Annotated in this window: 18 protein-coding genes; 7 read left to right on the top strand and 11 right to left on the bottom strand. The window is 68.4% G+C overall.

Annotation, left to right across the window (positions count from 1 at the left end):
• Nucleotide 1 precedes the first annotated feature (1 nt).
• The gene (locus HUA76_RS35070; protein ID WP_141644664.1) at nt 2-760 is read left to right on the top strand and encodes a DUF5953 family protein; all 759 of its coding nucleotides are present in this window, start codon (nt 2-4) and stop codon (nt 758-760) included.
• Nucleotides 761-790: 30 nt separating this feature from the next.
• On the opposite strand, the gene HUA76_RS35075 is transcribed toward HUA76_RS35070, so the two are convergent.
• Entirely contained in the window at nt 791-2,860 is a 2,070-nt protein-coding gene (locus HUA76_RS35075) for a lipoxygenase family protein (protein ID WP_254614680.1), read from the bottom strand.
• Between the two features lie 214 nt (nt 2,861-3,074).
• Here HUA76_RS35075 and HUA76_RS35080 point away from each other — a divergent pair, with 214 nt between their 5' ends.
• From HUA76_RS35080 to mxcH, 4 genes are all read left to right on the top strand, one after another.
• The gene (locus HUA76_RS35080) at nt 3,075-5,102 is read left to right on the top strand and encodes a lipoxygenase family protein (RefSeq protein ID WP_174463290.1); all 2,028 of its coding nucleotides are present in this window, start codon (nt 3,075-3,077) and stop codon (nt 5,100-5,102) included.
• Nucleotides 5,103-5,122: 20 nt separating this feature from the next.
• On the top strand, nt 5,123-6,559 hold the full coding sequence (locus HUA76_RS35085; protein WP_174463291.1) for a cytochrome P450: 1,437 nt from the start codon (nt 5,123-5,125) through the stop codon (nt 6,557-6,559).
• Nucleotides 6,556-7,401 carry a fatty acid desaturase gene (locus HUA76_RS35090; protein ID WP_174463292.1) on the top strand — a complete coding sequence of 282 codons (846 nt, stop codon included), beginning with the start codon at nt 6,556-6,558 and terminating at the stop codon, nt 7,399-7,401. The genes HUA76_RS35085 and HUA76_RS35090 overlap by 4 nt, the downstream gene beginning before the upstream one ends.
• A 169-nt stretch (nt 7,402-7,570) precedes the next feature.
• Nucleotides 7,571-10,099, top strand: coding sequence for a TonB-dependent siderophore myxochelin receptor MxcH (mxcH, locus tag HUA76_RS35095; protein WP_174463293.1), 2,529 nt, complete (start codon nt 7,571-7,573; stop codon nt 10,097-10,099).
• Between the two features lie 55 nt (nt 10,100-10,154).
• On the opposite strand, the gene HUA76_RS35100 is transcribed toward mxcH, so the two are convergent.
• From HUA76_RS35100 to HUA76_RS35140, 9 genes are all read right to left on the bottom strand, one after another.
• Entirely contained in the window at nt 10,155-11,378 is a 1,224-nt protein-coding gene (locus tag HUA76_RS35100) for an MxcI (protein ID WP_174459469.1), read from the bottom strand.
• Between the two features lie 35 nt (nt 11,379-11,413).
• On the bottom strand, nt 11,414-12,961 hold the full coding sequence (locus HUA76_RS35105; RefSeq protein WP_174463294.1) for a PepSY-associated TM helix domain-containing protein: 1,548 nt from the start codon (nt 12,959-12,961) through the stop codon (nt 11,414-11,416).
• A complete protein-coding gene (locus tag HUA76_RS35110; RefSeq protein WP_174463295.1) occupies nt 12,958-13,215 on the bottom strand; it encodes a hypothetical protein in 258 nt (85 codons plus the stop codon). Before HUA76_RS35110 ends, HUA76_RS35105 begins: the two co-directional genes overlap by 4 nt.
• A complete protein-coding gene (locus HUA76_RS35115) occupies nt 13,215-13,517 on the bottom strand; it encodes a hypothetical protein (RefSeq protein WP_174463296.1) in 303 nt (100 codons plus the stop codon). Before HUA76_RS35115 ends, HUA76_RS35110 begins: the two co-directional genes overlap by 1 nt.
• 238 nt (nt 13,518-13,755) lie before the next feature.
• Nucleotides 13,756-14,928, bottom strand: a complete 1,173-nt coding sequence (locus tag HUA76_RS35120) for a hypothetical protein (protein ID WP_174463297.1) — start codon at nt 14,926-14,928, stop codon at nt 13,756-13,758.
• A gap of 101 nt (nt 14,929-15,029) precedes the next feature.
• On the bottom strand, nt 15,030-17,120 hold the full coding sequence (locus HUA76_RS35125) for an FUSC family protein (RefSeq protein ID WP_174463298.1): 2,091 nt from the start codon (nt 17,118-17,120) through the stop codon (nt 15,030-15,032).
• Nucleotides 17,121-17,390: 270 nt separating this feature from the next.
• Nucleotides 17,391-18,710 (bottom strand): leucine-rich repeat domain-containing protein, encoded by a 1,320-nt coding sequence (locus HUA76_RS35130; RefSeq protein ID WP_174463299.1) that lies wholly within the window; start codon nt 18,708-18,710, stop codon nt 17,391-17,393.
• Between the two features lie 147 nt (nt 18,711-18,857).
• Nucleotides 18,858-19,094, bottom strand: a complete 237-nt coding sequence (locus HUA76_RS35135) for a hypothetical protein (RefSeq protein ID WP_141647061.1) — start codon at nt 19,092-19,094, stop codon at nt 18,858-18,860.
• Nucleotides 19,095-19,229: 135 nt separating this feature from the next.
• A complete protein-coding gene (locus HUA76_RS35140; protein ID WP_174463300.1) occupies nt 19,230-20,576 on the bottom strand; it encodes a hypothetical protein in 1,347 nt (448 codons plus the stop codon).
• Between the two features lie 288 nt (nt 20,577-20,864).
• Between HUA76_RS35140 and HUA76_RS35145 the strand changes: the two genes are divergently transcribed.
• Nucleotides 20,865-22,055 carry an SMI1/KNR4 family protein gene (locus HUA76_RS35145; RefSeq protein ID WP_174463301.1) on the top strand — a complete coding sequence of 397 codons (1,191 nt, stop codon included), beginning with the start codon at nt 20,865-20,867 and terminating at the stop codon, nt 22,053-22,055.
• Between the two features lie 342 nt (nt 22,056-22,397).
• Nucleotides 22,398-23,417: a hypothetical protein gene (locus tag HUA76_RS35150; RefSeq protein WP_174463302.1), complete on the top strand. Its 1,020-nt coding sequence runs from the start codon at nt 22,398-22,400 to the stop codon at nt 23,415-23,417.
• An 85-nt stretch (nt 23,418-23,502) separates the two neighbouring features.
• Here HUA76_RS35150 and HUA76_RS35155 read toward each other — a convergent pair whose 3' ends face one another.
• Complete coding sequence (locus HUA76_RS35155) at nt 23,503-25,038, bottom strand: ELWxxDGT repeat protein (protein WP_174463303.1); 1,536 nt, start codon at nt 25,036-25,038, stop codon at nt 23,503-23,505.
• Nucleotides 25,039-25,205: the final 167 nt, after the last annotated feature.

Genomic DNA, 25,205 nt, shown 5'->3' on the forward strand with positions numbered 1-25,205 from the left:
AATGGCATCCAGGCAGAATGACCTTGCCCTCATCGTCTACGCACCGTCCCTCCTGGGCGACGAAGGCCGTGCGCTGGCCATCATCCATGGAATGGAGCGTGCGCTTCCCGGTCTTCACTTGGAATGGACAACCTCTGAAAAGGAGGACCTCATCGCATTGCCCAACCGCGACGAGTGGATCATGGCCAACAGAACGGATGGCGGCTTTCTGTTCCTGCGCAACGACAACGACAAGCACCCGGTCACGATCGCCGGGTGGGAAAACCCGAACGGGCTTGCGGCGGAAGGCCCGCCACACTTCGAAGTCCATGTAGACCTTACACTCGACACTGCTGGTCCCGTTGCCGCCACCGACGTCCTGGAGGCTGTTGCAGAGGGCGCACGTGCGCTGTGGGGGCACGCAACACCGTTCAACGCCGGGGTGGAGATCGCCGAGCAGACAAGCCCCACGCAGGAGGGGTCACCACGCCCTCCCCGGGGACTGCCCGCGCTCAAGCTCCCCGACATGATTCGCTCGCCTGAGATTCCGCACCGTCTCGGATGGCTGAACTACTGGTCGGCCGCTACCGCCCGAGCCATCGGGTTTCCCGACCCGGCCCGGGATGCGGACCTGCTTCTCCGCGCACGACACACGGCGACGGGCGGGTGGGTCGTGCGGCTCACGGACGCGCCGCTCGACCTCGACAACCCCGACCACCTGGCCGCGCTCCTACGGGGTTATGAGCGCTTCCCTGAAATCGGCGGTCGCTCATCTCCCTGACACATCCGTTCCGCAGTGCGCACGTGCCGATCAGATGTTGATGCGCGAGCTGACCGTGCGGACATCCAGGCCCAGCGCGGCGAACTCGGCGGCGTGTGCACGCAGCAGCTCCACGAACCGGGGGTGCACGTCGGACTCCTCGTTCGCCAGGAGGAAGCCGTAGTTCGTCTTGGACAACATCCACGAAATCCACAGCATCTCCGTGGCCTCCTCCGGCGAGGGCGCGACGTCCAGGTCCGCCTCCGTCGACAGCACCCCGCCCTTTCCCCACCGCAAACCCAGACACGCGTACAACACCTCGCCCGCGTCGTCCCACTGAAGATTGTTGGCCCACGCGTGACGGAAGGTCGCGAAGTAGATGACATAGCGACACAGGCGCTTGAGCGCCTCCAGCTCCCCAGGTTGGGGGACGTCTGTCCATGTCACGGCGCTGACGGCCTTCGGCGTGGGCTCCACGGTCTTCGCGTCCAGGTCCATGCGCTCGGAGCGCACGAACCACGGCGCGGCCTTGCCCGGCACCGTCGCTCGGAGATAGCGACACACGAAGGCCGGCGCGGAGTGCGCCACCAGGTCGTCCGAGAAGCGCCGCACTTCGCGCCACTCGGCCTCCACCGCCGCGCCGTGCTCCGCGAAGAACGCGTCCACGTGCTCACCCAACAGCTTCCAGAACAGCCCCGCCGCGCGCGCGTAGCGATGTCCCTCGCAGATGGGCGGCGCGGGCTCGAAGCCCTTCCAGTCGTAGCTGCCCATCAGGTGCAAGAGGCGCGACTCCACCGCTCGCTCCACCAGCGCGCTCGCACGCGTGATGTAGCCCGTGGACCCGACGAGAAACCCGTCGGCGGAGCGATTGATGAGCACCACTTCGCGCAGGTGCGGCATGAGCAACCACCGCAGCGGGCTGCGCCGCAGGTTGCGATGCGCGGCGATGGCGTACTGCTCGACGTTGAAGTGACACTGCCCCAGGTGATTTCCCAGCTCCGTGTCCAGCGTCGCGCTCACCCGCGCCATCCGCTTCGCCGCCTCCCAGCCCGCCCCGTCCGCGGGCGTGTAGCTCCGCCGCGTCACCGGTGAGCCCGGAGCCGTCGCGCCCGGCTCGCGCATGCCCAGGATGATGCGCACCGGCAACAGCCGCTCCTCCACCAACCGCAGCCGCACGTCCACGTCCGGCAGACAGTGCACGCCGTCCTGCTCGTACGCGTTCCACGGGTAGTAGAGCCGGAACGCCTTCGCGTCTCCCGGCACCTCCGGATCCCTGTCGAGGATGCTGGAGAACATGCCGTTGAGCAGCCGCTCTCCAAAGAACGCATCCGTGCGCGTGGAGCCTGGCGACTCGCGCTCCATCCGCACCGTCAGCGCCTCCGGATAGTCCGCCTGAATCTTCTCCAGCGCGGGAGCCTGTCCCAGCTTCCCCTGGAGCAGGTGCCCTCGCTTGATGAGCTCCACGGGCGCCACGGCCTTCAACATCGCAATCGCGCGGCCCGGCGCATAGGCCGTGGGCGCCGTCCCCTCCTCCGTCACGAGCAGGCGGGCGAGCGGCGTCGTCGAATCGTATTCCCAGTACGGCAGCCGCAACGTGCCGAAGTCGAAGTGGAGGCCCCCGTGGTCATCCGGCCCCTGCTCGGAGCCGATGCGCCGCCACGTCTCCACCACCTGCCCATCCGGACGGAACGTGTGCTGCGGCTCGAAGAAGCGGACCTCCAAATCGGGCAGGTCTCCCACGCCCGCGTCCTCGGGGTCGTAGCGGACCGAAAACCCACCGTCCGGGTCCGTGAAACCCTCCCCCAGAAAGTCATCCGGCGCGCCGAAGTCCCGGTCCCACAGCTCCACCTTGACGTGATGCAAGGGTATGGGGCCGTCCGGCCCGTCCTGCTCGAAAACCAGACGTCCCACCGCCACCGCGGGCAACGTGGAGGTGTCCCGCACGGTGCGGCCCGCACGGACCCGAGGTGCGAGCTGACGACTGACCTCCAGCCGCTCCTCCAGCTTCAGGCCCGAGTACCACCGCGCCAGCTCCTCCGCATCCAACACTTCGTTCGGGTCGCTCTCGTGTCCCCTGAACCCGAGAGAGCCCACCCACCGGCGCAGCGCCGCGAACATCATCCCCGTCCCCTGCCCCAGGCCGCGAGCCCACCAGTGCCACCGTCTGTCATCAGCCCCACTTCCACGGGTGTCCCTCACTCATGACAGGGCCACTGGAACCTTCGCGAATTCCGTGCGCTGAGCGACGCCTGCCTCATTCCGTGGGGAGGGTAGCATGGCTTGCAGCTCTCGCTTTCCCCGTCCTACGGTCTGCCCCCGTTCCGTAGAGGGTTCCATGACTGTCGAGTACAAGCTCAAGATTCGCACGAGCGCGAAGCTGGGCGCGGGCACGAACGCAGACATTTCCGTCACCCTGGTGGGCACGCATGGGGAGAGCGGCCCGCACGCGCTGAACAAGCGATTCCACGATGACTTCGAGGCGGGCGCGGAGGATGTCTACTCCGTCCAGGCCACGGACCTGGGCGAGCTGGTGCTGCTGCGCTTCACCAACACCGGAGGCGTCGCGGCGGACTGGCTGCTGGACCAGGCCCACGTCACCGCGGAGGGGAAGCAGTGGCGCTTTCCCTTCTTCCGGTGGGTGCAGGGCGGCGCCACGGTGGACGTGCTCGAAGGCACCGCGAAGCTCGCGCGACAGGCGAGCCACGCACGGGAAGCGACGGCGCGGCACGAGCTGCTCGAGCACCGTCGGCGGATGTATCCCTGGCGTTCCGCCGAGGCCACCGCGGGACTTCCTGGCGCGCTCGACTTGAGCGAGACGCGGCCGTTGCCCAAGGACGAGCTGTACCGGGGACTCACGGAGGGAAGCTACGAGGTCGTCATCGCCAAGACGCTGGCGTCCATCAAGCTGCACCTGCCCATGTTGACCAACGCGTGGAACGGGCTGGTGGACATCTTCGACTTCTTCAAGGGGCTGGAAGTGCCCCAGCTCGCCCCCAGGTGGAAGGACGACTACGAGTTCGCGCGGCAGGCCGTCCAGGGCATCAACCCGATGCACATCACCCTCGTCCCCAACGTGCCCCAGGACATGCCGCTGACGGATGAGGACCTGCGCGGCCTCTTGTCCCCCGGCACCACGCTGGCGCGCGCGCTCGACGCCAGACGCATCTTCCTGCTCGACTTCGAAATCCTCGACGACATCCCCATGTACCGGAAGGTCAACGAGGAGGGCGTCGAGGAGCGGAGGTGGGCGCCGGCGTCCCGCTGCCTGCTGTACCTGGACGACTCCCGCCAGCTGCGCCCCATCGCCATCCAACTGGGCCGCGACGCGCGGAAGGCCCCCGTCTTCACACCCAACGACGGCGAGTACGACTGGCTCGCGGCGAAAATCTACGTCCGCTGCAGCGAGGGCAACACGCACCAGATGGTGAGCCACGCGCTGCGCACCCACTTCGTGGCGGAGCCCTTCGTCATGGTGACGATGCGCAACCTGCCGGACCCGCACCCCGTCTACAAGCTGCTGCGCCGGCACTTCCGGTACACGCTCGCCATCAACGAGGGAGCACGCAAGGGCCTGCTCGCCGAGGGCGGGGTGTTCGATGACTTCATCGCCACCGGCGGCCCGGAGAAGGGCCACCTCCAGCTGGGCAAGAAGGGGTACCAGCGCTGGAAGCTCTCCGACAACAGGCCCCGGCAGGACTTCGAGCGCCGAGGCGTGCTGTCCCCTGACGTCCTGCCCAGCTACCCCTACCGCGACGACGCCCTCCCCTTGTGGGATGCTTTCGAGGAATACGTCGGCGGCGTGCTCAGGCACTTCTACCGGACCGACGCCGACCTCGAGGGCGACACCGAGATGCAACAGTGGTGGAAGGACCTCACCGAGCACGGACTGCCCGTGGACAAGCTGCCCTGCCAGGAGCTGCGCCGCGTGGACGACCTGGTCGACATGCTCACCACCGTCATCTTCACGGTCAGCGTCCAGCACGCCGCGGTCAACTACCTGCAATACGAGCACTACGCCTTCGTACCCAACGCGCCGCTGTGCATGCGTCAGGAGCCGCCCCGTCAGAAAGGCGTCCTGCGCGCGGAAGACATCGCCGCCATGATTCCCAGCAAGTCCCAGACACTCTGGCAGGTCGCCATCGGCCGGGCGCTCTCCAGCTTCGGGGAAGACGAGGAGTACCTGCTGCACGAGTTCGGCTGGCGCGAGGAGTACTTCCACGAGCCCGAGCTGTTGGCCATCCGCGAGCGCTTCCATCAGCGCCTGCGAGAGCAACTGGCGGCGGTGAAGGCGCGCAACGCGCGCGTCGCCGTGCCCTACACCGTCCTGCAGCCCGACAAGATTCCCTGCGGCATCACCGTCTGAGCAGCACCGGAGGCTCCCTCGTGCCGAACCTGCTCTCTCGCGGCCTGTTCAACCTGTTCTTCGGCGCCCGGCGCAAGCCGCTCGCCAGCCTCCCGGGGCCAACGCCGGGCCTGCTCGGCAACCTGGGGGACTTCCTGGGCGTGCAGCCGTGGGAGACGTGCGCTCGCTATGCGCGCGCCTACGGGCCCGTCACTGTCGCGTGGCTGGGGCCCTCCCCCGCGCTGGTGCTCAACGGCCCCGCCATCATCCGCGAGGTGCTGGAGACGCGCAGGCTGGAGTTCGAGAAGGGCAACATCGGCGAGCAGATCCGCCACTCCGCCACGGACGACACGCCGTTCATCGCGCAGCAGGGTGAGGACTGGAAGCGCAAGCACGGGATGGACCCGCTGGCGCAGCCGTGGACGGCGGCGTGGCAGGCGGCCCAGGTGGAGCCGATGCAGGCGGCCATCACCGAGTCGGTGGAGGCGGTGCGCCACCAGCCGTCGCTCGACCTGACGCCCATGCTGCGCCAGTTGACGTTCGATGCGTTCTGCGTGGCCACGGTGGGCGAGAAGCTCCCCACGTCCGCGTATGACGACTTCATGCTGCTGGCCGCCGCGGCGGATGCGCGCATCCAGGCGAAGCTGCCCCTGAGGTTCGTCTCGGTCCCCAAGGGCTTCGCCGCGGCGAAGGAGCGCTTCTACGGGCTGTTCGCGGACAGAATCCGCGCGGCACGACAGGCACCGGCCGCGCACCGGGTGGATTTGATGTCGTGGACGCTGCGGGAGATGCCGGAGCTGGATGACCAGGTGCATGCCAACCTGCTCGGCTCGTTCTTCTTCGGCGGCGTCTTCTCCTCCAGCACCACGCTCGTCGGAGCCTTCCACCAGCTCCAGAAGCACCCCGCCGCCGAGGAGCGACTGGCGCTCGAGTCCGCGCTGCTGGCGGAAGAACCGCTGAACCACGAGCGGCTCCGCGGGGCGTCCTGGGGCGAGGCCGTCGCCTACGAGGCCCTGCGCATCCTCCCCGCCGTCCGCGTCCTCATGCGCCGCTCACCGTCCACCGAGACGCGGCTGGCGGACGTCATGCTGCCGCCGGAGACGACGCTGATGATCTCCAACCAGCACCTGCACCGGGACGCGACGCACTGGACGAGCCCGGAGACGTTCGACCCGGAGCGCTGGCTGAACGGCGGCGCGGCGAACGACCCGCTGGGCAGCGACTACTTCTTCCCGTTCGGCCGGGGCCCTCGTGCCTGTGTGGCCGGAGACTTCGCGATGGTGTTCCTGCGCACGGCGCTGGCGACCATCAGCGCCCGGGTGCGCGTCCACGTCGATTCGACGGAGCCCTTCGAGGAGGGTTTCTTCTTCGGCGTGGTGCTTCCCAAGGGCGTCACCGGAAAGCTTGTCCCGCGCGAGCGGCAAACCCTCTACCCTCCCCTGGGAGCCCGTCCCACCCCCGCTGTGGAAACCGCATGACATTGTTCCGACACCCCAGAGACCGCATCCCCGTCCTGCTGTTCGCCACGGTGTTCGCCCTGGACCTGACGGTCTACTTCACGGCGAGAAGCTGGTGGCTCCCCCTCCTGTGGCTCGCCCTCTGGGTGATTCCCAAGGGGTGGATCAGCGCCTGGAACCACCACCACCAGCACGTGCCCATGTTCCGCCACGCGCTGCCCAACCGGCTGCTGGAGGTCGTCTTCGGCTTCCAGACGGGCGTGACGTCCCACGCGTGGTTCCTGCACCACGTGGTCGGCCACCACCGCAACTACCTGGACCAGGAGAAGGACGAGGCCCGCTGGAAGCGCGCGGACGGGTCCACCATGGGCGAGGCCGAGTTCTCCGTCATCAACACGCTGCTGGCCTATCCCCGGGCCTACGCCGTGGGACTCGCGCAGCCGAAGGCCCAGCGCATCTTCCTGGCCATGGGCGCGCTCCAGGTGGCGCTGCTCGGCGTGCTGTTCTGGCACAACTGGTACAACGCCCTCTTCGTGTTCCTGCTCCCCATGGTGGCGTCGCTCTACGTCACCGTCTGGGCCACCTACTTCCACCACGTGGGGCTGGAGGCGACGGAGCACACCCAGGCCTCGTACAACATCGTTCACCGGGGCTACAACCTCATGACTGGCAACCTGGGCTTCCACACCGCCCACCATGCGAAGCATGGCGTGCACTGGTCCCAGCTCCCGGAGCTGCACGCGCAGTTGGCCAAGGACATCCCCAACACCCTCTACCGGCAGCCGGGCATCCCCTTCGTGTGGTCCAACCCGGAAGCGAAGATTGAACCGGGTGAGACGGAGCTGGGCGCCATCGTCCAGTGAGCGGCTTCGTCCCTCACCGCGAGCCCATATGGCCCGGGCTCGCGGGCGAGGGAGCAGCCCCCGGACAGGCGGAGGGCCGCGCGCCTTGACCGCCCCACCGCAATCCCCGATATCCCCCGGGGCGCGCAATTGATATTGCGTCGCAAAACCAAGTAGTCCGGGATTGCGGATGTTCTCACCGGTCACCTCCCTCGCGCTGCTCCTCTCGGTGGCCTCCCCGGCCCCGTCCACGCCGTCCCCCTCGGAGGAGCCCGCTCCAGCCACGGCCTCGGCCACGGCGGAGGTCCCACCGAGCGATGAGGTCCAGGTGCCTCGGCGCCTCGACAGCGTCGCGGTTCCCTATCCCGAAGCCGAGCAGGCGGCCGGGCGCGAGGGGGAGGTCGTCCTTCGACTCACGCTCGATGAGCGAGGCACCGTGACGGACTCGGAGGTCGTCCGCTCCGCGGGCGCGGCCTTCGACGAAGCGGTGCGGACCGCCAGCCTCTCCTTCAAGTTCGAGCCGGCGCGCGTCCGCGGCGAGGCCGTGGCGTGCCAGATTGAACTGGCCCACACCTTCAAGCTCGACGCGCCTCCCCCGCCCGTCCCCCAGGAGCCCGGCTCCGAGCCCACGGCGACGCAACCCACCACCGAGCCCACGCCGCCAGTCCCCGAGGAGAAGAAGCTGGAGACCACCGTCTCCGCGCGCTCGGACTCGGAAGAGCGGCGCCAGTCGGCCGAGGCCGTGAGAGTCGTGAGCATCCAGCGCGCGCGCTCCCGCTCCGGAGACCTGGGCCAGGTGCTCGCCTCGCAGGAGGGCGTGGAGGTGCGGCGCACGGGCGGGCTCGGCAGCACCGCGCTGTTCGCGCTCAACGGGCTCACCGACGACCAGATTCGCTTCTTCCTGGACGGCGTGCCGTTGGACCTCTCGGGTTATCCCTTCGGCATCGCCAACGTGCCGGTCAACCTGGTCGACTCCATCCAGCTCTATCGAGGCGTGGTGCCGGTGCGCTACGGCGCGGACGCGCTGGGGGGTGCCGTCAACCTCGTCTCCTCGCCCCTGGAGGTCGGCGCGCATGGCGCCGTGTCGCTTCAGGGCGGAGCCTTCGGCACCTTCCGCCTCACGCTCGGCGGTGGCTACAAGCCCGCTGAGGAGGGCTTCCACGCGCGGGCCCACTTCTTCGCCGACACCACGAACAACGACTACTCCGTCGACGTCGAGGCCGCGGACGACCGGGGCTCCATCCGTCCCGTCACCGTCAAGCGCTTCCACGACGGCTACGACGCGCTCGGCGGAGGTGTCGAGGCGGGCTACACCGGCCTGTCCTGGGCGGACCGCATCGTCGTTCGCGCGTTCGGCGCCCGGCACGACAAGGAGCTGCAGCACAATCTGGTGATGTCGGGCGCGCCCTATGGCGAGGCCCGCTACGACTCCGACACGCTGGGCGCGCAGCTGCTCTACGCGAAGACGCTGTCGCCGAGCGCCCGCCTGGATGTGCTGGCCGGCTACGCGTGGCAGGCCACCAAGCTCGTCGACGTGGGCGAGTGGGTCTACGACTGGTTCGGCAACCGCGTGAATCCGCGCGAGGTGGCGGGCGAGCTGGGCGAAAACCCCATCGACCAGACCGTCTGGCAGAGCTCCGTCTACGGCCGCGTCAACGTGGGCTGGGACGTGGCGAAGCATCAGACGCTGCGGCTCGCCTTCGCGCCGACGCTGATGGTGCGCACGGGCGAGGAGCGTCGCAGGGCCAGCCCCAGCGACCCGGACAGGCTCGCCGCGGAGCGCTCCCAGCTCACCTTCGTCACCGGCCTCGAGTACGAGGTCGACCTGCTCGACGACGCGCTGGAGGTCATCCTCTTCGGCAAGGACTACGTCTACGTGGGCAAGGCCGAGCAGCCGATGGCGACAGGGGGATGGCGGAAGAAGGACCGCGAGCTGCATCGGCTCGGAGGCGGCGCCGCGCTGCGGCTCCGGCTGGGCTCGCCGCTCTATCTCAAGGCCAGCTACGAGCGCGCCACGCGCCTGCCGCGTCCCGACGAGGTCTTCGGCAACGGCGTGCTCGTCCAGGAGAACCTCGACCTGGAGCCGGAGCACAGCCACAACCTGAACCTGGGCCTCGCCTCCGTGCCGCTGCGCACGAAGCTGGGCAGCTTCCGGGGTGAGCTCAACGGCTTCGCCCGCTTCGCGGACAACCTCATCCTGCTCACGGGGAGAGACCGCGAGTGGAGCTACCAGAACGTGTACGCGGCCCGGATTCTCGGCGTCGAGGGCTCGGCCGGATGGAGCTCACCGGGCGGGCTCTTCAGCCTGGATGCCAACGCCACGGTGCAGAACCCGCGCAACGTCTCCGGCCAGGGCACCTTCGGGGCCTTCGAGGGACGCCGCCTGCCGAATCGTCCGTGGCTCTTCGCCAACGCCACGGCCCGGATGTCACTGCGAGGGATTGCGTTGGCGGAGGACGAGCTGTCCCCGTTCTGGAGCACGCGCTACGTGAATGGCTTCTTCCGCAACTGGGAAGGCCTGGGCACGGTGGAGTCGAAGGACACGGTCGACACCCAGTTCGTGCAGGCGGCGGGAATCGGCTACCGCGTCCGGCGGGGCAAGCTCACCGCGGGACTCACCGCCGAGTTGGAGAACGTCACCGACGCCCGCGTCTTCGACTTCTTCGGCGTCGAGCGGCCCGGCCGCGCGGCCTGGCTCAAGGGCACGCTCGAGTACTGATTGACGAGGGACGACGCGCCCGGCCTCGACGAAGGCCAGGCGCGTCAGGCACGGCTCAGCGCACCTTCACGAACTGGTACGCCCAGCCCAACGTCTCGAAGCGCTTGACCGCGGCGCCGCTGGTGCCCAGCTCCCAGACGGCCGTCTTGCTGTAGTCGGCCGTGGGCAGCAGCAGGAAGGTCCGCTGGTCGAGCGTGAAGGCGTAGTAGCCGCCCGCGATGAAGTCGAGCCCCTCGACGGGCGCCGCCGTGCCCGCCGTCAGATTGACCTGCCACAGCTTCCAGTGCAGGCCGCCGGTGATGTCCGTGGGCTTGGTGTTCGCGTCGATGGTCAGGTTCTCCTTGTAGAAGACCGCGACCACGCCGACGCCGTTGCCCAGGTAGCGGAACGCCGCCGTCTCCCGGTTGCCCACCAGCGAGGACAGCGAGCGGGTGAAGGCGGTGTCAATCTCCTGCGAGCCCGCCTTGATGCGCACCAGGCACGTGGGGGGCGCGCCCTCCTTGAGGACGGGCGCCGCGGAGCTGAACACCCAGTTGGAGAAGTAGATGTTTCCAGCCTCGTCCTGCGTCGCCACGTCGAGCCCGGGGCACGGCGCGTCCAGCAGCTTCACCAGGCTGTCATCCGCCTTCGAGTAGATGGCGATCTGCGAGGTGGGCAGGAAGTCGAAGTAGTCACCATCCGTCCAGTAGAACGCCTGGAACGCATAGTCCCCCCGCACCACGCGGCCGCGGTCATAGCTCGTCTTCACCACCAGGTCCTCGCGCTCGCGGACCAGGCCCGGCGCTTCGACGGGGCCGGAGATCTCCATCGTCGAGGGATTCCAGAGGATGCGCTTGGACTCCTCCAGCGACATGTACGCGGTGGTCGAGTCCACGAACTGGTTGAAGTAGAGCGGCGAGGTGGCGAGGCCGTAGTTGGCGAAGCTGATGCGCCCCGCTTCCTCCAGCGAGCCGTCATCGCGCACCGTGTAGCGAGACACCTCGGGCTTCTCGCCCGCGCCAACGAAGAGCATGCCGTCGACGGCGCCAATCGTCGCGAAGCCGGAGTGCTCGCGGGCCTTCGTCAAATCCAGCGCGGTGACGTCCAGCGAGTTGAAGACGCTCACGTACGTGGCGCTGCCGGCCTGTGAGAAGACCGACGTGGCCAGGCTGTAGACGGGGTCCTTCGTCTCGACCGGGGGCTTCGTCTTCTCGTCATCGTCCCCGCATCCCACGAGGGTGGTGGTGAGCAGGAGGGTGGTGGCGGCGGATGCCGTGGCGAGACGGCGGAGGGTGCTCATGATGAACTCCGTTGAGGGGGATGAGGCGTGGAGGGTCAGGTCGGCACGGAGGCGGGGGCCTCCGGCTCGACGGAAGAGGAGGAAGCGACAGGCGAGGGCCGCTGGAGGCGACGGATGCCGCGCGCCGCGCCAGCGAGGAGGAGCGCCAGCGCCACGAGGCCCAGCTCCGTCACCAGGACGTGCGAGGAGCCGGAGGCGAGCGGCCACCGCCCCGTCCTCGCCGCGTCGATGAGCGGGACGACGACGAGCAGTACGCTGGCGCCCAGGAGCAGGCGGCGCGCATACCGCGCGGGCTCGCTGTCGACGAAAGCGCCGACGACTCCGAGCGCCCAGGCCGAGAGGAAGGCGGCGTGCTCCCAGCCCGGACGCGCGGCCAGCTCCGAGGGGAGCACCTGATTGGCGAGGAACAGGCTCGCGACCGCCAACGGGAGTCCCGCGCAGACGCCGGAGGTCAGCTTCGCGAGCACCCGGTCGAACCGGCTGGACGCCTTCGCGCGCCGCCGCTCCAACCAGAGCAGGTTGCCCGCGAGGATGCCGAACGCGCAGACGAAGGACAGCAGGGCGTAGAGCACCTTGGCGGGGAGGCTGGCCCAGGTGGCGAAGTGCAGCCCATACAGCGGGTCCATCACCCGCGAGTAGAGCGTCCCGCCTCCCGTGTCGCGGGCCCACACCAGCTCCCCCGTCCGCGAGACACGTACGTGGGTGAAGGCGTGGAGCGTGCCCTCGCGCTCGCCCGGAAGGTGGACGAGGCCGTGCTCGTCACCGAGGTTGTCGAAGAAGAACCAGTGATGCGACGACGCGGGGAAGCGCTGCTTCGCCAGCGCGAGCGCATGGGCCAGGTCGGGCGCACCCGCGGGCCTGCCCGACGCGGCGGGAGGAGAGGGCCAGTCCACGGCGCGCTCCTTCACCTGGAGGTCGCCCTTCATCGATGTCTTCACCACGGCGGGCTCGAACCAGTCGTCGAACCAGAGAATCCCGCCCGTGAGTCCGAAGACGAGCAGGAACGGCGCGCTGATGACGCCAATCACCTTGTGCGTGTCGGACCAGAACACCCGCCGCGACGAGCCTGGACGGAACTGGACCAGCTCGCGCAGCATCCGGCCCAGTTGGAGCAGCAGCCCCGTGCCCACCAGCAGGACGAGCACCGCCGAGGCAAGCCCCGACAGGTGCCTTCCTCCCGGCAGCGGCTCCAGGAAGTGCATCGCGTTGAGGTACTCCCCCAGGTCGCTGCGCTCCCCGAGCTGACGGCCGGAGACAGGGTCCAACCAGAGCGGATGGATGGCGCCGTCGGTCATCCGCCACAGGCGCAGCCACGGCTCCTCTTCGGTGGGCAGGGAGATGCCGAACCAGACCGGGCGCGACGCGGCCTCCGTGTCCGCGAGCCTTTGCGCGAGCGCGACGGCCTGAGCCTCCGGCACGGCGATGGGCGCGCGGAACGTGGGCTCCTGCCAGGGCGACAGCTCCTCCGCGAAGAGCGCGAAGGCCCCCAGGAAGAACGTCACGAAGAGGACCAGGGACGAGAGCACGCCAGCCCACGCGTGGGCATCCCAGAGAATCTCGTACGCGCGGGAAGAGAGCTTCACGCGAGCACCAGGACGACGGCCGCCACGGCGGCCACGAGCGCGGAGGCCACCCACGCGCGCACGGCGCTGCGCGCGAGCAAGGCCAGACACGCGGCGGTGGCGACGGCGGGCAGCACCGCGAGCAGCGCGATGAGCAGCCGGACGTCCGCGGCCACGGGCAGCACCGCGGGGACGGCCAGGCTCGCGAGCACCGCGGCCCCGGGGGCCCCCGTGACAGCGGCGGCGATGCGACCGGCGCCATGCTGGTGGGCCATCAGACGGCTCCCGACCACAGCCATGCGAGCCCCAGGGCCCCCACCGGCCACACGTACCGCGTGGCGCGGGGCCACAGCGGGGCCGCCAGCGCGAGCACCGGAGCCACCAGCATCGCCACCACGAGCGCGCAGGTCAGCCCCACGGCGAGCCCCTGGGCCTTCACCGCGAAGCCCACGGCGGCCGTGAGGCAGCAGCCCCCCAGCCCCCTCACCCAGAATCGATGACGGGCCAGCACCGGAGGAAGCGCGACGCCACGAAGCACGGCGAGGCCCAGCACCATCAGCAGGGTCGATGTCGCCATGTCCTCCTCACGGGCCGCCCGGTTGAGAATGATTCGCAATTGCGAATCGCGGGCAGTTCAACCGCACCCATGAGGGGATGTCAAGGCGAGCCACGAGGCTCACCCTGGGAGTCACCTTCAATACGAGGAGCACCGGTTTTCAGTGCCTGGATTCAAACCCAGACACCTGAAATCCGAGACTTGAGGGAGAGGGCAAGAGGGCAAGCGTCCGAAGACCCCCTGCCCTCTGACAGGCGGCTCAGGGCGCGTCGAAGAGGCGCGGGTCGCCCTGGCGGGAGCGGAACAGGTCGACGATGTAGTTCATGCGCTGGTCGAACTTGGACCCGTCATTGGCCGACGAGCCCTTCAGCGAGTTGGGCGACTTGTCGTACTGGGACAGGAGCCGGTTCAGCTCGCCGCTTTCGATGGTGCGCAGGTGCTCGGGGAAGGCGCCCTGCGCCCCGGGCTTCACGTCGTCACCCAGGCTCAGGCTGCCCTCCGGCAGACCAATCTTCATCATGTGCTCGGTGGCGAACTTGCGGAACTGGCCCGTCAGGCCGTTCACGACGCTGTCCACCGCCTTGTCGACGAGGCCGGTTGCCTTTGCGCCCTTGTAGGCGAGGTTCGCCGGGAAAGGCAGCGCATTGCCAGCCGCGTCGATGGTGGCCTTGACGATGGGGGCGAAGGTCTCCTTGAGCGGGGCGTTGAGGGCGCGCTCCACCTCGCCCTGAATCAGGCTCTGCTCATGGACGCCCACCCGGTCATTGGCGGAGAGCATCAGCTCCGCCTTCTTGTTCGGGTCCTTCTCGAACATCGCCTTGGAGTAGTCGGCGAAGGCGGCCTTGAGGTTCTCCTTCCCCGGCGGGAAACCCTCCAGGTACTTCTCCACCTTGGCGGCGTCGTACTTCGTGTCGCCCTTGAAGGTCTCCGTGAAGCGCTGGAACTCTGGCGCGATGTCCTTGAAGAGCTTCTGGTTGCCATCCGCGATGGCGTCGCTGACGCGATTCAGCGCGTCCTTGATGGGGACCTTCAGGGCCTCCGCCATCGCGGGGGCGAGCGGATTGATGGCACCGAGGCCGATGTTCGTCAGGGCGCCGAGCCACTTGTTGTCGCCCTTGAGCTGGTCCATGAACACCTTCGGCAGGTCCTCCTGCCGGATGCTCACGCCCGCCTGCTTCGAAGCCCAGACGCCAAAGGTGGCCCAGTTGGCGTTCTCCTTCCCCAGCAGTCCCGCCATCTGGTTGGAGAGCTCGTAGTAGCCCTGGGTGATGGCCTGGTTGCGGGCCACCGGGTCCTTCATGTTGGAGATGCCTTCAATGTCGACCTTGCCGGGCGTGGGCGCCTTGGCGGGCGCACCCGAGCCGCTGCCCGGGTTCAGCTCCACGGGCGCCTTGGTCGGGGACCTGGACTCGAACCGCGACTCGTCGCGCAACAGGCGCTTCGGAGCGGCCTCCTCGGCCTTCGCGGGAGCCTTCAGCGCGAATTCCAGTTGCGCGTCTGGGGTCGGAATCCTCCCAGGTCAGCTCACGCCCTTCACGTCCACGCCAGCTTCTCCACCGCGCCGTGCAGGATTTCGAGCTGTCGCGGCACCCGCTCCACCAACGGCCCCGAGACCGGGTCATTGACGATGCGGCGCAGCGGGAGCTCCGGCATGGGCGGGGGCGTCTGGCCCTGCTTCAGCGAGTCCGCGAGCGCATCCAGCGTCCCGCTCGCCTTGTGCGCCACCACGTCCAGCACCTCCGAGGAGGGAATCACGGCCTTCTGCTCGCCCAGCGCCGTCACCGACGCGGCGAGGCGCCGGGAGTACGTGAGCAGCGCCATCGCAGGCTCCAGCCGGTGCGCGGGCCCCCGGTACTCCGCCATCAGCCGCTCGAAGGATGCCTCCGCGTCAATCATCGCGAGCCCCAGGTCCCTGCGCGCCGCGCTGACACCTGGCTCGGTGCCACTGCGGCTCGCGGCCACCTGCCGGAAGTAGTTCCCATCCGCGCGCAGCACCGTCGCCGCCGCATCCGGGAAGCGCCTGCTCTCTGGATACGGCCACAACAGCCACACCCCCGCGAGTGCCAGCACGCAGGCCAGCAGCACGCCCAGCGCCCGGTTCTCCGCGACGGACCAGTCCCCCGCGCTCAGCGTCGCGAGCAGGAGGAAGTCCGGCGTGAGGAGAATCTGGAACGCACCGAAGTTGAGCGGCAACAGCGACACGGAGACCGCGGTCAGCACCCCAATCACCACGATCAACACCAGCGGAGAGCCCACCCCGGTGGCAATCACCGCCGCGAGCGTCCCGCCCAGCAGCGTCCCTGTCACGCGCTGGAGCGCGCGCTCCTCCGTGTTCGCCGAGTATGGCTGGAGGATACCGATGGCGGAGAGCACCACCCAGTACGCCTCGCCCAGTCCCAACACTCGAGTGAGCACCAATGCCAGACAGGCGACGGTGCCCGCTCGCAGCGCGTGCCGGAGCACCACGGACCGCGAGTTCAGGTTCGCGCGCAACGTCTCCAGGAGAGGACGGCGCCGGTTCGCTCGCAACATGGACTCGGCGTTGCCCACCTCCACCGGGTCTCCACGCCGCATCGCCATGGCGGTCCGCTGCGCGGCGACGGCGTGCCCCTTCAGCCGCGTCAACAACTCCGTCACGGAGGCCGGAACCACCCGAAGCCACTTCCCCCGGAGCCCCAGCTCCTCATGGTGGGTGGGAAAGCGCGGCCAGTAGACAGCCGCCGTTTCCGGCGCCAGGGACACCGTCGCCACCCGCTGCGAAATCTCCGCGTACCAGTCACACGCCCGCGCCACCTGCTCCCGCACGGGCCGCAGCCTGCGCTCGGGGCTGGCGACCTCCATCGCCTGCGCCAGCGCGAACAACACCCCGAGCAACTGCTCGCTCAGCTCCAGGAGCACGAGAAGGTGCTCCCCTCGCCGCGACTCCTCGGAGCGCCCCACCCGCGTGGACGCCAGGGTCTCCCGCGCTCGCTCAATCTTCGCGCGCAGCGGCAGATGCCGCGTCGTGGCCGCCGTCCAGACCTCGGCGGGGGCTCCCTCGCGCGAGAGCGTCGCGAGGTCTCTCGCCCCATCCGCGAGCGACGTGTAGACATGCGCGATGGACCGACGCGACGGGCGATAGGGATGCACCGGCCAGAGCACCAACGACTGCAACATCGCCCACCCGCCGCCCAGCAGGAGCGCTCCTCCGCGCGTCAGGGCCGCGTCCAGTTCCACGGCATGCGCCCCCAGTGACGCCACGAAGATGACCGCGAGCTTCTCGCCCACCGAGCCCGCCGTGTCGCCGTAACACCGGGCGAACGTCAGGACGAAGACCCCCACCAGGAGCAGAGTCGCATCCAGCAACAGACGCCCGCCCGCCAGCGCGGCGATGGTCCCCACGAGCGCACCGAGCAGGGTCACCGCTCCCATCACCCTCGCCCGGCCCCGGTACGCGCCTCCGGGATTCGCCAGCGTCACGAGCAGCCCGGTGAGTCCCGTCCAGCCCGCGTCCTTGAAGCCCAGCAGCGTCGCGAGCGAGAAGGGAATGGTGACAGCCAGCGCCGCGCGGATGCCGGCCGCCCACGCGGGCCTGCCTGGCTGGAGTCGGAAGAACCTCCGGATGTGGCGCAACAGACGGTGCATCCGCGAGCCTCCCCTGTCAGCGATGAATGTCCTCATGTGCTCACGCACTGCGTCGCCCGAAAGCTCTTCCCGCTCGCAGGGGCGCTCGCCGGGCAACGCGAGCAGGAAGGCGCACGTCTCCGACTCGCCGCGGCTCATCGTGAAGGACGAGGCAGCGCACGGCTCCTTCGGCTGGCTGTTCCTCGGATGGGACGAGCCTCGGCCATCAGACAGGGCGTGGCTCGCACGCTCGGCGGCGCGGGAATCGACTCCACGCCCAGCGCGGGCGGCTCAATAACCCACGTGCAGCCGGCCTGGAGGCAGCGCCGCCTCCAGGCGCCGAACCTCCGTCGCGGGAACCTTGTCCAGCCCCAGCTTGAGCTGCTTGAGGCGCGCGAGCGGGGCGAGGTTCGCGGGCAGCTCCGTCACCTCACCCTGGAAGAAGCCGGAGTGCGTCAGCTTCGGCATCCGGCCCAGGCCGTCCACCAACACCTGAAGCTTCTTCGGAGGCGTCTTGAAGAAGCGCCACCACCAGAGCTTCTTGAGCTTCGGCAGGCGCGTCAGCACCTCTGGGAAGCCGTCCAGCCCCGTGACATCCAGGTACAGCTCCTCCAGGGACTCCAGCTCGCCGAACGCCTCCGGGAGGCGAGTGAGCTTGTCGCAGTAGCGCAGGCTCAGCTTCTTGAGCGCGGGCAGCCGGCACAGCTCGTCGGGCAGCGTGCTCACCGGCAAGCGCTCCACACTGAGGGAGCGCAGCGCGCGCAGCTCACCGATGCGGGGGGAAATCACCTCGATGGGATTGGAGTCCAACGTGAGGCCCTCCAAGCCCGTGAGGGAGAAGATCTCCTCGGGAATGGCCTTCAGCTTCTTGAGCGAGAGCCCGAGCCGAGGCGCCTTCTCTCCCTTCGCGACCTTCTCCTTCGCGGCGGCAATCGCCTTCTCCACCGGACCGAGCCGCGTGTCCGCCAGCACGGGCTTGCCCTTACGCAGCTTCTCGAGGAGCCCCTTCCGGTCCAGCGTCGAGTCGACGACGCCGTCCTCGTCCTCCTCCTCGACCGTGAAGGCCCCTCGCAGCAGCGCCTCGTGCGGCTCCAGTTTCTGGCGAGGCTTGCCCGGAGCAGTGAGCTTGCTGCCCACGAGGACGTCCACGTCGAGCGCGCCCGCGACATGGAGGTGGTGGTGCTCCTCGACGAGCGCCCGCGCCTTCAACCCACCCGCGACAGAGAAGACGTCGTCGCCGAGCGAGTCTCCGAAGAGGAGCCCTCGAATCCGGACGTTCCCCGCGATGAACATGGCGGAGACCGTCGCCACATTTTCCACCTCCAGGTCTCCCAGCACGACGAGCAGCGTGTGGTCGGCCGCGTGTCCGTCCTCGAGCAGCCCCTTCAGTCGGACACTTCCGGAGACGACGAGCGGCCTTGGACCGACCACCAGCGAGTCCGCCTCCAGGTCACCTTCGTGGAGCAGGACCCCCTCGTCGGTGACACCCTTCCACCAGGAGGACAACTGCTTCCTCCACTCGGGCGTCGCCGCCGACTCCACGCGCGCCCATGCCTCTCCCGAGGAAACCTCACGCCCCCAACTCGTCACCGCACCCTGCTTCGCCGCCATGTTCCAGAAGCTCCCAGCCAGAGATATCCAGCGCCGGGCATCAGGTCATGGACGACGGCGGTCATCAACCCCGCGACGACAAGCGGCCCGCTCCGATACTCCGGAACGGACCGCTTGCTCACGAACCTGCGCGCCGTGGAGACATCGTCAGTTGCAGTACGTCTGCCGGCACAGCGTGTAGTTCGAGGAGCAGATGACCTTCTGCGGGTAGGTCTCCGCCGTGGAGTAACACTCGCTCCGCGCGGGGATGCACGAGTCACACTCCGGAGAGGCCATCGCGCTCACAGTGTCCTCCTGGGGGAGCGGCTCCTGCGCGTCCAGCTCGCTGCCACCACAGCCCACCAACAACGCGGCCGCCAACAGTCCACTCACGATGTTTCGCATGTGCTCTCCTTGAACTGGGGTTCCTGCTGCTTACGGCGTTACACGAATATCGCGATTACGAGACTTTCGTTACTGCCTTTGCGTAAAGGCAGTGCGCTTGCCGTGGCGACAGGAAATTCGGCTGTCCGTGTGTCTTCACACAGTAGGCGTGGGTGGGTTCGACAGGGTTCGCAGCTTGGAGAGCTGGAAATAGGAAATGACGGCGGAAACAAGAATGACGCCACCCAGCAGATGGACGCCGAGGAAGAAGGCGGCCAGGCCGAAGAGGGTAGCGAACGCGAAAGCAACCCAGCCGACGATGGGGCTCCGGGTGAGCACCAGCAGGCCCGCGAGTCCCAGGAACGGGGTCGCGAAGCACACGGTGCCCAGCACTCCCGCGAGGGGCTCGGCCTCGGAGGAGGTCATCGTGGCGAGCAGGCCCATCACCAGGTTCAGCACCGCAACGCCACATTGAATGAAGGCCAGGTCCCGGAACAACGCGCGGCGGAGCACCGCGGGCTCCTTCTCTCTCGCCAGACAGTCAGCGCAATGCGTTCGCTCGGACGCGAGCGCCTCCGGAAGACAGGCTTCACAGAAGAACCCTCCGCAGCGCGGACAGGTCTGGACCTCTTCCACCCGAGGGTGCCGGGGGCATCTCGCCGTCGTGGCTTCCGTCGGTTCCTCGACGGGCGGCACGCCGATGACGGCGGGGAGCGCGTCGGAGTCGGACACCGGAGGAGACACCTCGCGCGCGGCTCCCGCGAGGGAGGCCAGACACCGAGGGCAGAACTCCGCGTCGCGCGGCGCCACGGCGCCACAGGCACATCGCACGCGCTCCAAGCCTTCGGCCGCGCCCGTGGCCTCGACCCAGCGAGCGGTGTCCAGCGTCTGACCCGGCTCCCAGATGACGGTGCTACCGGGCTCGGAGTCCTGCGTGAAGGGGCCGGGCGTGACGTCGGCGACGAAGCCCTCCGGCATCGCGCGCGCCGCATGACGCCGGGTCCGTGGCTCGCCAGGCCCCAGACCCGTAGACGGGGGCAGGGTGATGGCGAGAACGCCGGTGGAGGCAAATACTCCGGCCCTGAGGAGCGTGCTCGACAGGGGACGGGCAACCGGCTGGACCTCCACCTGCTCCAGCGTGTCGAACAGGCGCCAGGGAGGACGCACCCGCGTGGCGTCCTCGGGGACTGGGGCCTCGAGGAGGAAGAGCAGCTCCTTCACGTCGGCTGCAAGGCTCAGCGGAAGGACCCACCGCAGCACCTTGCCGCCGTCCAGTGAGGGCAGGCTCCCACTCCGCACCTCTCGACGTGTCGTGGCGTCGACCACGCGCAGGCTCGTCGAGGGTGGCAGGGGCGTGAAGGCCGCCTGGAGCCAGATGACGGCACGCGCCTCCGTGCCGTCCGGGGACCGGCGGATGGGCTCCACGTGAAGCTGTACCGCGCCGAACTCTCGAGGCTGACGACCGAGCGCATCGAGGATGTCCGGCAGAAGGCTTTCGTCCATGGGCGGAAGGCAACAGCAGGCTCCCGATAAAGACAACGAAGAACGCCTGACACGCGGAGGCCTACCCGACCCGGACTCCGGTGGCCTTGAGAGAATCACACCTGATTCCAGGTCTCGATGGACCTCCGTCCCAGATGCGCGTCGCAATGCCAGAATCTCCTGGCGGCGTGAACTCAATCCCTATCAACACCCCCACCGTGGCTCACGGGGTGCCTGGGCAACGCCCTGGAGTCAGCGCATCCATGAAGCACTTCAAGCCACCGGGAGCGCATGCTCTAACGCACCTGCATGCCTCCCCTGCCCCCCAGCCTCGCGGCCCACCTGGCTTCGCTCTTCCAGCCGTCCCCGCCCACGTCGGAGCAACTGGAGCACTTCGAGCGCGGCCTCCCGCACCCATTGCCCGCGGACTACCGGGAGCTGCTCACCCTGCACAACGGACTGGAGCTGGGCCGCTGCGCCACCGGTACCACGGACGCGCTCGGTGACGAGGTACACCTTGGCACGCTCTTCGCCATTCGCGCGGAGGGACGGGAGCGGCTCGAGCCCGGCGGAGAGCACCTCCCGCCGGACGTGATGGCGTTCGCCCGCCACTGGGGCTCCATCAATCTCTTCGGCATCCAGCTCGGAGACCGGCCGGACTCGCCCGCCGGGACCATCTGGTTCTTCGACAGCAACGCGGACACGGACACAGCGGACCTGTTCGTGGCCCGTGTCCACGCGCCGTCCTTCAGCGCGTTCCTCGAACGACTCACGCCCGTCCCGGAAGCGCCCGCGCCCTCCGAACCGGAAGCAGCTTCGGAGGAAGCGCCGCCCTGGAACTACCCAGAGGCACCCGACCAGGTGCCGCCGGACGCCCCCTCGCCAGAGAAGCCGCTCGTCCTGGGCGGACACGGCCATGCGATGGCGTCCGCCGTGCTGGACGTCCGCATCGACACCTGGGCCCAGGATGTGGAGTCCTCCCAGTACCGCTACCTGCCCGAGCGCTCCACTGCGAGGTACATCCTGGAGATGGAGCCACCCCACTCCACCGTCGAGGACGGCCAGCCAGCCCCCGTCGCCGGCGACGTCCCCGTCCTCCATGCGAATGGCGGACGACATCCCACGCTCGATGAGTGGTCATCACTCATCGTCGGTCCAGAAGGGGACTGGGAGGCCTGGTACGGCAACGACGCCCCCGCCCTGGTCCACAACCGGCTCACGGTGCTGAGCCGCACCGGAGCGGAGCTGAAGGTGCGCTGGGAGGCCCGCTACGCGGACCACGGTCGCGAGCGCGCCTTCCTCTTCGAGGGGCCGGTCCAGCTCGGAAGCATCCACCTGTACGTGGAGACGCCGGAGGACATCGACCGCGCGCTCGAGGCCGCCCTCGGCATCCGCCTCTTGCCGGAGGAGTGGACCCGACAGCTCCACCCTCGCCAGGACCGGGGCTCGTGGCACGACGTCCTTCCTGTCACCCTCACCCTGGTGAGCCCCGTCCGCTGACACCGGCGGTGTCACGGCGGCGTCACGCAGCGCCGATCCACCCGCACGCCCGAAGCGCCACCCGCAGCACCGGGCGTGAAACATGTCTCGATTGTTATCAACCCCGCCCCCGAGATGTGTCGACAGGCGCCACTGGCGGCCTGTGTATTCAAGAGAACGCCACGCGTGACAGTTTCGTCACCTTGCTGGATTTCCTGAGGGAAGGACGTCTCACGAAAGCCACTGCGCCCGTGGCTTCTCCGTGAATACACAAAACCTTCTGTCCCGAGGATTGTCAGCAACCCATGTTATTGGTGTATGAGCCGTCCGTCTCGCGTCGTCCCCCCAAAGAGGAGTTTCAGAATGCGTCGTCTCGGTTCAGCCCTGCTGTCCATGAGTCTCTTCGTCGGCTGTGCTCCCGCCGAAACCGAATCGCAGTCCCCCGCGCCCGTCGAGAACGAGCAGCAGCAGGCGCCGCTCACCATCGCCGACGTGGACGTGGCGCCGGAGTGCGCGGGCATCCTCACCTTCGTCAACAACGCCACCTTCGCGAAGCTCGACGAGTACCTGCCGAGCAACGTGGTGAGCAACATCGTTGCCCGTCGCGCCACGTCCCACTTCGTATCCCTGGCGGACCTGTCCTCCGTCCCGCTGGTCGGCGAGGCCCGCCTGGCGCAGATCGAGAGCGGCGCGCGCTACGAGGGTGCCATCACCAGCACCTGCGTCGGCATCATCGACCAGCTCGCCGTCTCCACGGATGACCAGGCGGAGCTGGTCTCCCTGGTGAACAGCATCAGCGACACGGAGCTGCACGACGTGCTGCCGTACGCCTGGAACGGCGCGGTGAACCTGCTCACCCAGCGCCCGTTCACCTCCGCCCACGCCATTGGCGGCACCACCGGCATTGGCGCTGTGAGCCTGCGCAACCTCCGCAACGCCGCCACGCTCAGCAAGCCGCTGGAGGCCCTCATCGGCGCGGTCAACGCGCTGCCCCATCCGGACCACGGCGCGAAGATGGCCCGTCACTTCAACTGGTACGAGGTGCTGGGTGACCGCTACTACCACTTCGGCATCGACGAGTGCTTCGGCTTCGAGCCGGGCGAGGCGCCCTTCGACGCGCCCCTGCGCGCCACCCCCGCGGACGGCGACGAGGTTCGCAACAACTTCGCGGGCGTGCTGAACTTCGCCAACCGCAACAACCAGCTCAACCCCACCGTCGTCACCAACGGCGTCAACAACCTGAACACGCTCACCAATGGGCGCACGTTCAAGGGCTGCTACTTCGGCTACGCGAACGACCCCTGGAGCGGCAACAATGTCGCGTTCTTCGTCGACACCGTGTCCGGCTTCAGCCTGATGACTCGGACCTACTGGAGCGAGTGATTCTCCCGCGCTCCTGAAGTCAGCCCCAGGCTCCGAAAAGGAGCCTGGGGCTTTCTTTTTGGGCAGACGTGGTGGCGGGCAATGCCTACCGCGCCGCGTCGGGCGACATGCAGGAGTTGCTCAGGGCGGTGGACCAGAGCTGTCCCGCCAGCGTCTCGTCATACGCGCCGAAGAACACGCGCGAGCCCACCTTCAAGAACAGGTACGGATAGGACGAAGTCGCCCCGGTGGCGATGTTCCTCAGGCGCCGGGTCCCACCTGGCGTGCCATTGCTCACCCAGGGCTCCACGCCGACGCCACCCAGCTCGAGCGAGCTGAAGAAGACCAGGTCGTCCGACACGGCGCGCAGCGGAGAGCTGTACTCGTCGGAGAGGCTCAGGGGCTTGCGCAGCAGGGTGGTTCCCGACGCGGTGCCATCCGTCACCCACAGCTGCGTGTCCCGGAGCCCCGGGCCCTCGGTGCCGATGTGGACGGTGAAGAACAGCTTCGAGCCTCCGGGCGCCTTGCTCACCGCGTCGATGAAGGGAAACGCCACGCCTTGCGAGGCGAACTCATTGGGCAGGCTGACCACGGACGTCGGATTCCCACCCGCGAGCGGGACGCGATAGATGACCATGTACTGGGTGGTGTTGGACGTCGTGGTGACATAGGCCCAGGAGCCCAGCGAGCCCAGCAGCTCCACGGTCCGCGTGGAGCCAAAGGACGCCAGCCGCACCGTCCCCGAGGCGGTGCCATCCGACTTCCACAGTTCCTGCAGCCCGGTGCTCTCGCCCAGGATGAACAGGGTGCGTGAGTCCGAGGTCTTCACGGAGCGGATGAAGGCGTCCGCGCCGGAGGTGAGCTTCTTGAGCCGGACGGTGCCCTGCGTGGTGCCATCCGTCTTCCAGAGGCTGGTGCCCGAGCCCGACAGCTCGCGCACGAAGAAGAGCAGCGCGCCATCCACCTTCGCGTCCAGATAGCTGACGTCCATCTCCGTGCCGAAGTCGCGCAGGCGCACCGTCCCCGAGGACGTGCCATCCGACCGCCACAGCTCGTAGCGGGTGCGAGGGGTCGTGTCGTCATGGATTTCCTTGAAGAACACCAGCGCGTCGTCCACCGCCGTCAGGTGGCTCAGCGACGAGCTCTCCGGGCCGGGTGTCAGGTCCTTGACGAATTGGGTGCCGGCGCCAGTGCCATCACTCGCCCACAGCTCCGTCCCATGTGCTGCGTCCCCCGCCAGGAAGAACAGCCGGGAGGGTGTCGCCTTGAGACCCGTGACGATGGGCCAGAAGAGCCCCGTCGAACTGGGAAGGCTCTTGACCTGGAGGGTGCCTGCTTCGGTGCCGTCGCTCTTCCATAGGGCGCGGCGGCCATCCTCGAAGTTCGCCCCGAAGAAGAGCGTCCCCCGGAAATCCTCGAAGGGACCGGGGCCCGCAGCGAAGAGGCCACTGCCAAATTCCGAGGGTGGAAAGATGACCTTCACTCGCTGGGTGTCCGCCTCCGTGGGGAGGCAGTACGACGAGTCCAGCGCCGCTTCCACCTCCCCCGAGGAGGCGGCCGTCGCCTCCTCTCCCGGAAGTGCTCCCCCACAGCCCGCCCCCACCACCAGCAACGACACCACCCACCCACCGCGCCACGACATGCAGCCCCCTACAGGAAAGACTGGGAGGGAGGGTGTGTCGCCAAGTCCCCGGTGCAAAGTGGCCCCAAGACCCACCTTGCTCGCCTGCTTGGAGTGACAGCGTGTGCGGTGTGACCTGCACCATTGCTTCAGGCGGGAGGGAGTCTGTGCACTCCCTACGCGGGGCG

The sequence above is a fragment of the Myxococcus sp. CA056 genome (assembly GCF_013336715.1).
In the GTDB taxonomy this organism is placed as follows: Bacteria; Myxococcota; Myxococcia; order Myxococcales; family Myxococcaceae; genus Myxococcus; species Myxococcus llanfairpwllgwyngyllgogerychwyrndrobwllllantysiliogogogochensis.

Bases quoted from the DNA above. Each gene is read 5' to 3' on its own strand.
- HUA76_RS35150 (WP_174463302.1), top strand. From the start codon at position 22,398: ATGCGTCGTCTCGGTTCAGCCCTGCTGTCCATGAGTCTCTTCGTCGGC.
- HUA76_RS35135 (WP_141647061.1), bottom strand. From the start codon at position 19,094: ATGCGAAACATCGTGAGTGGACTGTTGGCGGCCGCGTTGTTGGTGGGC.
- HUA76_RS35115 (WP_174463296.1), bottom strand. From the start codon at position 13,517: ATGGCGACATCGACCCTGCTGATGGTGCTGGGCCTCGCCGTGCTTCGT.
- HUA76_RS35110 (WP_174463295.1), bottom strand. From the start codon at position 13,215: ATGGCCCACCAGCATGGCGCCGGTCGCATCGCCGCCGCTGTCACGGGG.
- HUA76_RS35100 (WP_174459469.1), bottom strand. From the start codon at position 11,378: ATGAGCACCCTCCGCCGTCTCGCCACGGCATCCGCCGCCACCACCCTC.
- HUA76_RS35125 (WP_174463298.1), bottom strand. From the start codon at position 17,120: ATGCACCGTCTGTTGCGCCACATCCGGAGGTTCTTCCGACTCCAGCCA.
- HUA76_RS35145 (WP_174463301.1), top strand. From the start codon at position 20,865: ATGCCTCCCCTGCCCCCCAGCCTCGCGGCCCACCTGGCTTCGCTCTTC.
- HUA76_RS35070 (WP_141644664.1), top strand. From the start codon at position 2: ATGGCATCCAGGCAGAATGACCTTGCCCTCATCGTCTACGCACCGTCC.
- HUA76_RS35130 (WP_174463299.1), bottom strand. From the start codon at position 18,710: ATGGCGGCGAAGCAGGGTGCGGTGACGAGTTGGGGGCGTGAGGTTTCC.
- mxcH (WP_174463293.1), top strand. From the start codon at position 7,571: ATGTTCTCACCGGTCACCTCCCTCGCGCTGCTCCTCTCGGTGGCCTCC.
- HUA76_RS35075 (WP_254614680.1), bottom strand. From the start codon at position 2,860: ATGATGTTCGCGGCGCTGCGCCGGTGGGTGGGCTCTCTCGGGTTCAGG.
- HUA76_RS35155 (WP_174463303.1), bottom strand. From the start codon at position 25,038: ATGTCGTGGCGCGGTGGGTGGGTGGTGTCGTTGCTGGTGGTGGGGGCG.
- HUA76_RS35080 (WP_174463290.1), top strand. From the start codon at position 3,075: ATGACTGTCGAGTACAAGCTCAAGATTCGCACGAGCGCGAAGCTGGGC.
- HUA76_RS35090 (WP_174463292.1), top strand. From the start codon at position 6,556: ATGACATTGTTCCGACACCCCAGAGACCGCATCCCCGTCCTGCTGTTC.
- HUA76_RS35140 (WP_174463300.1), bottom strand. From the start codon at position 20,576: ATGGACGAAAGCCTTCTGCCGGACATCCTCGATGCGCTCGGTCGTCAG.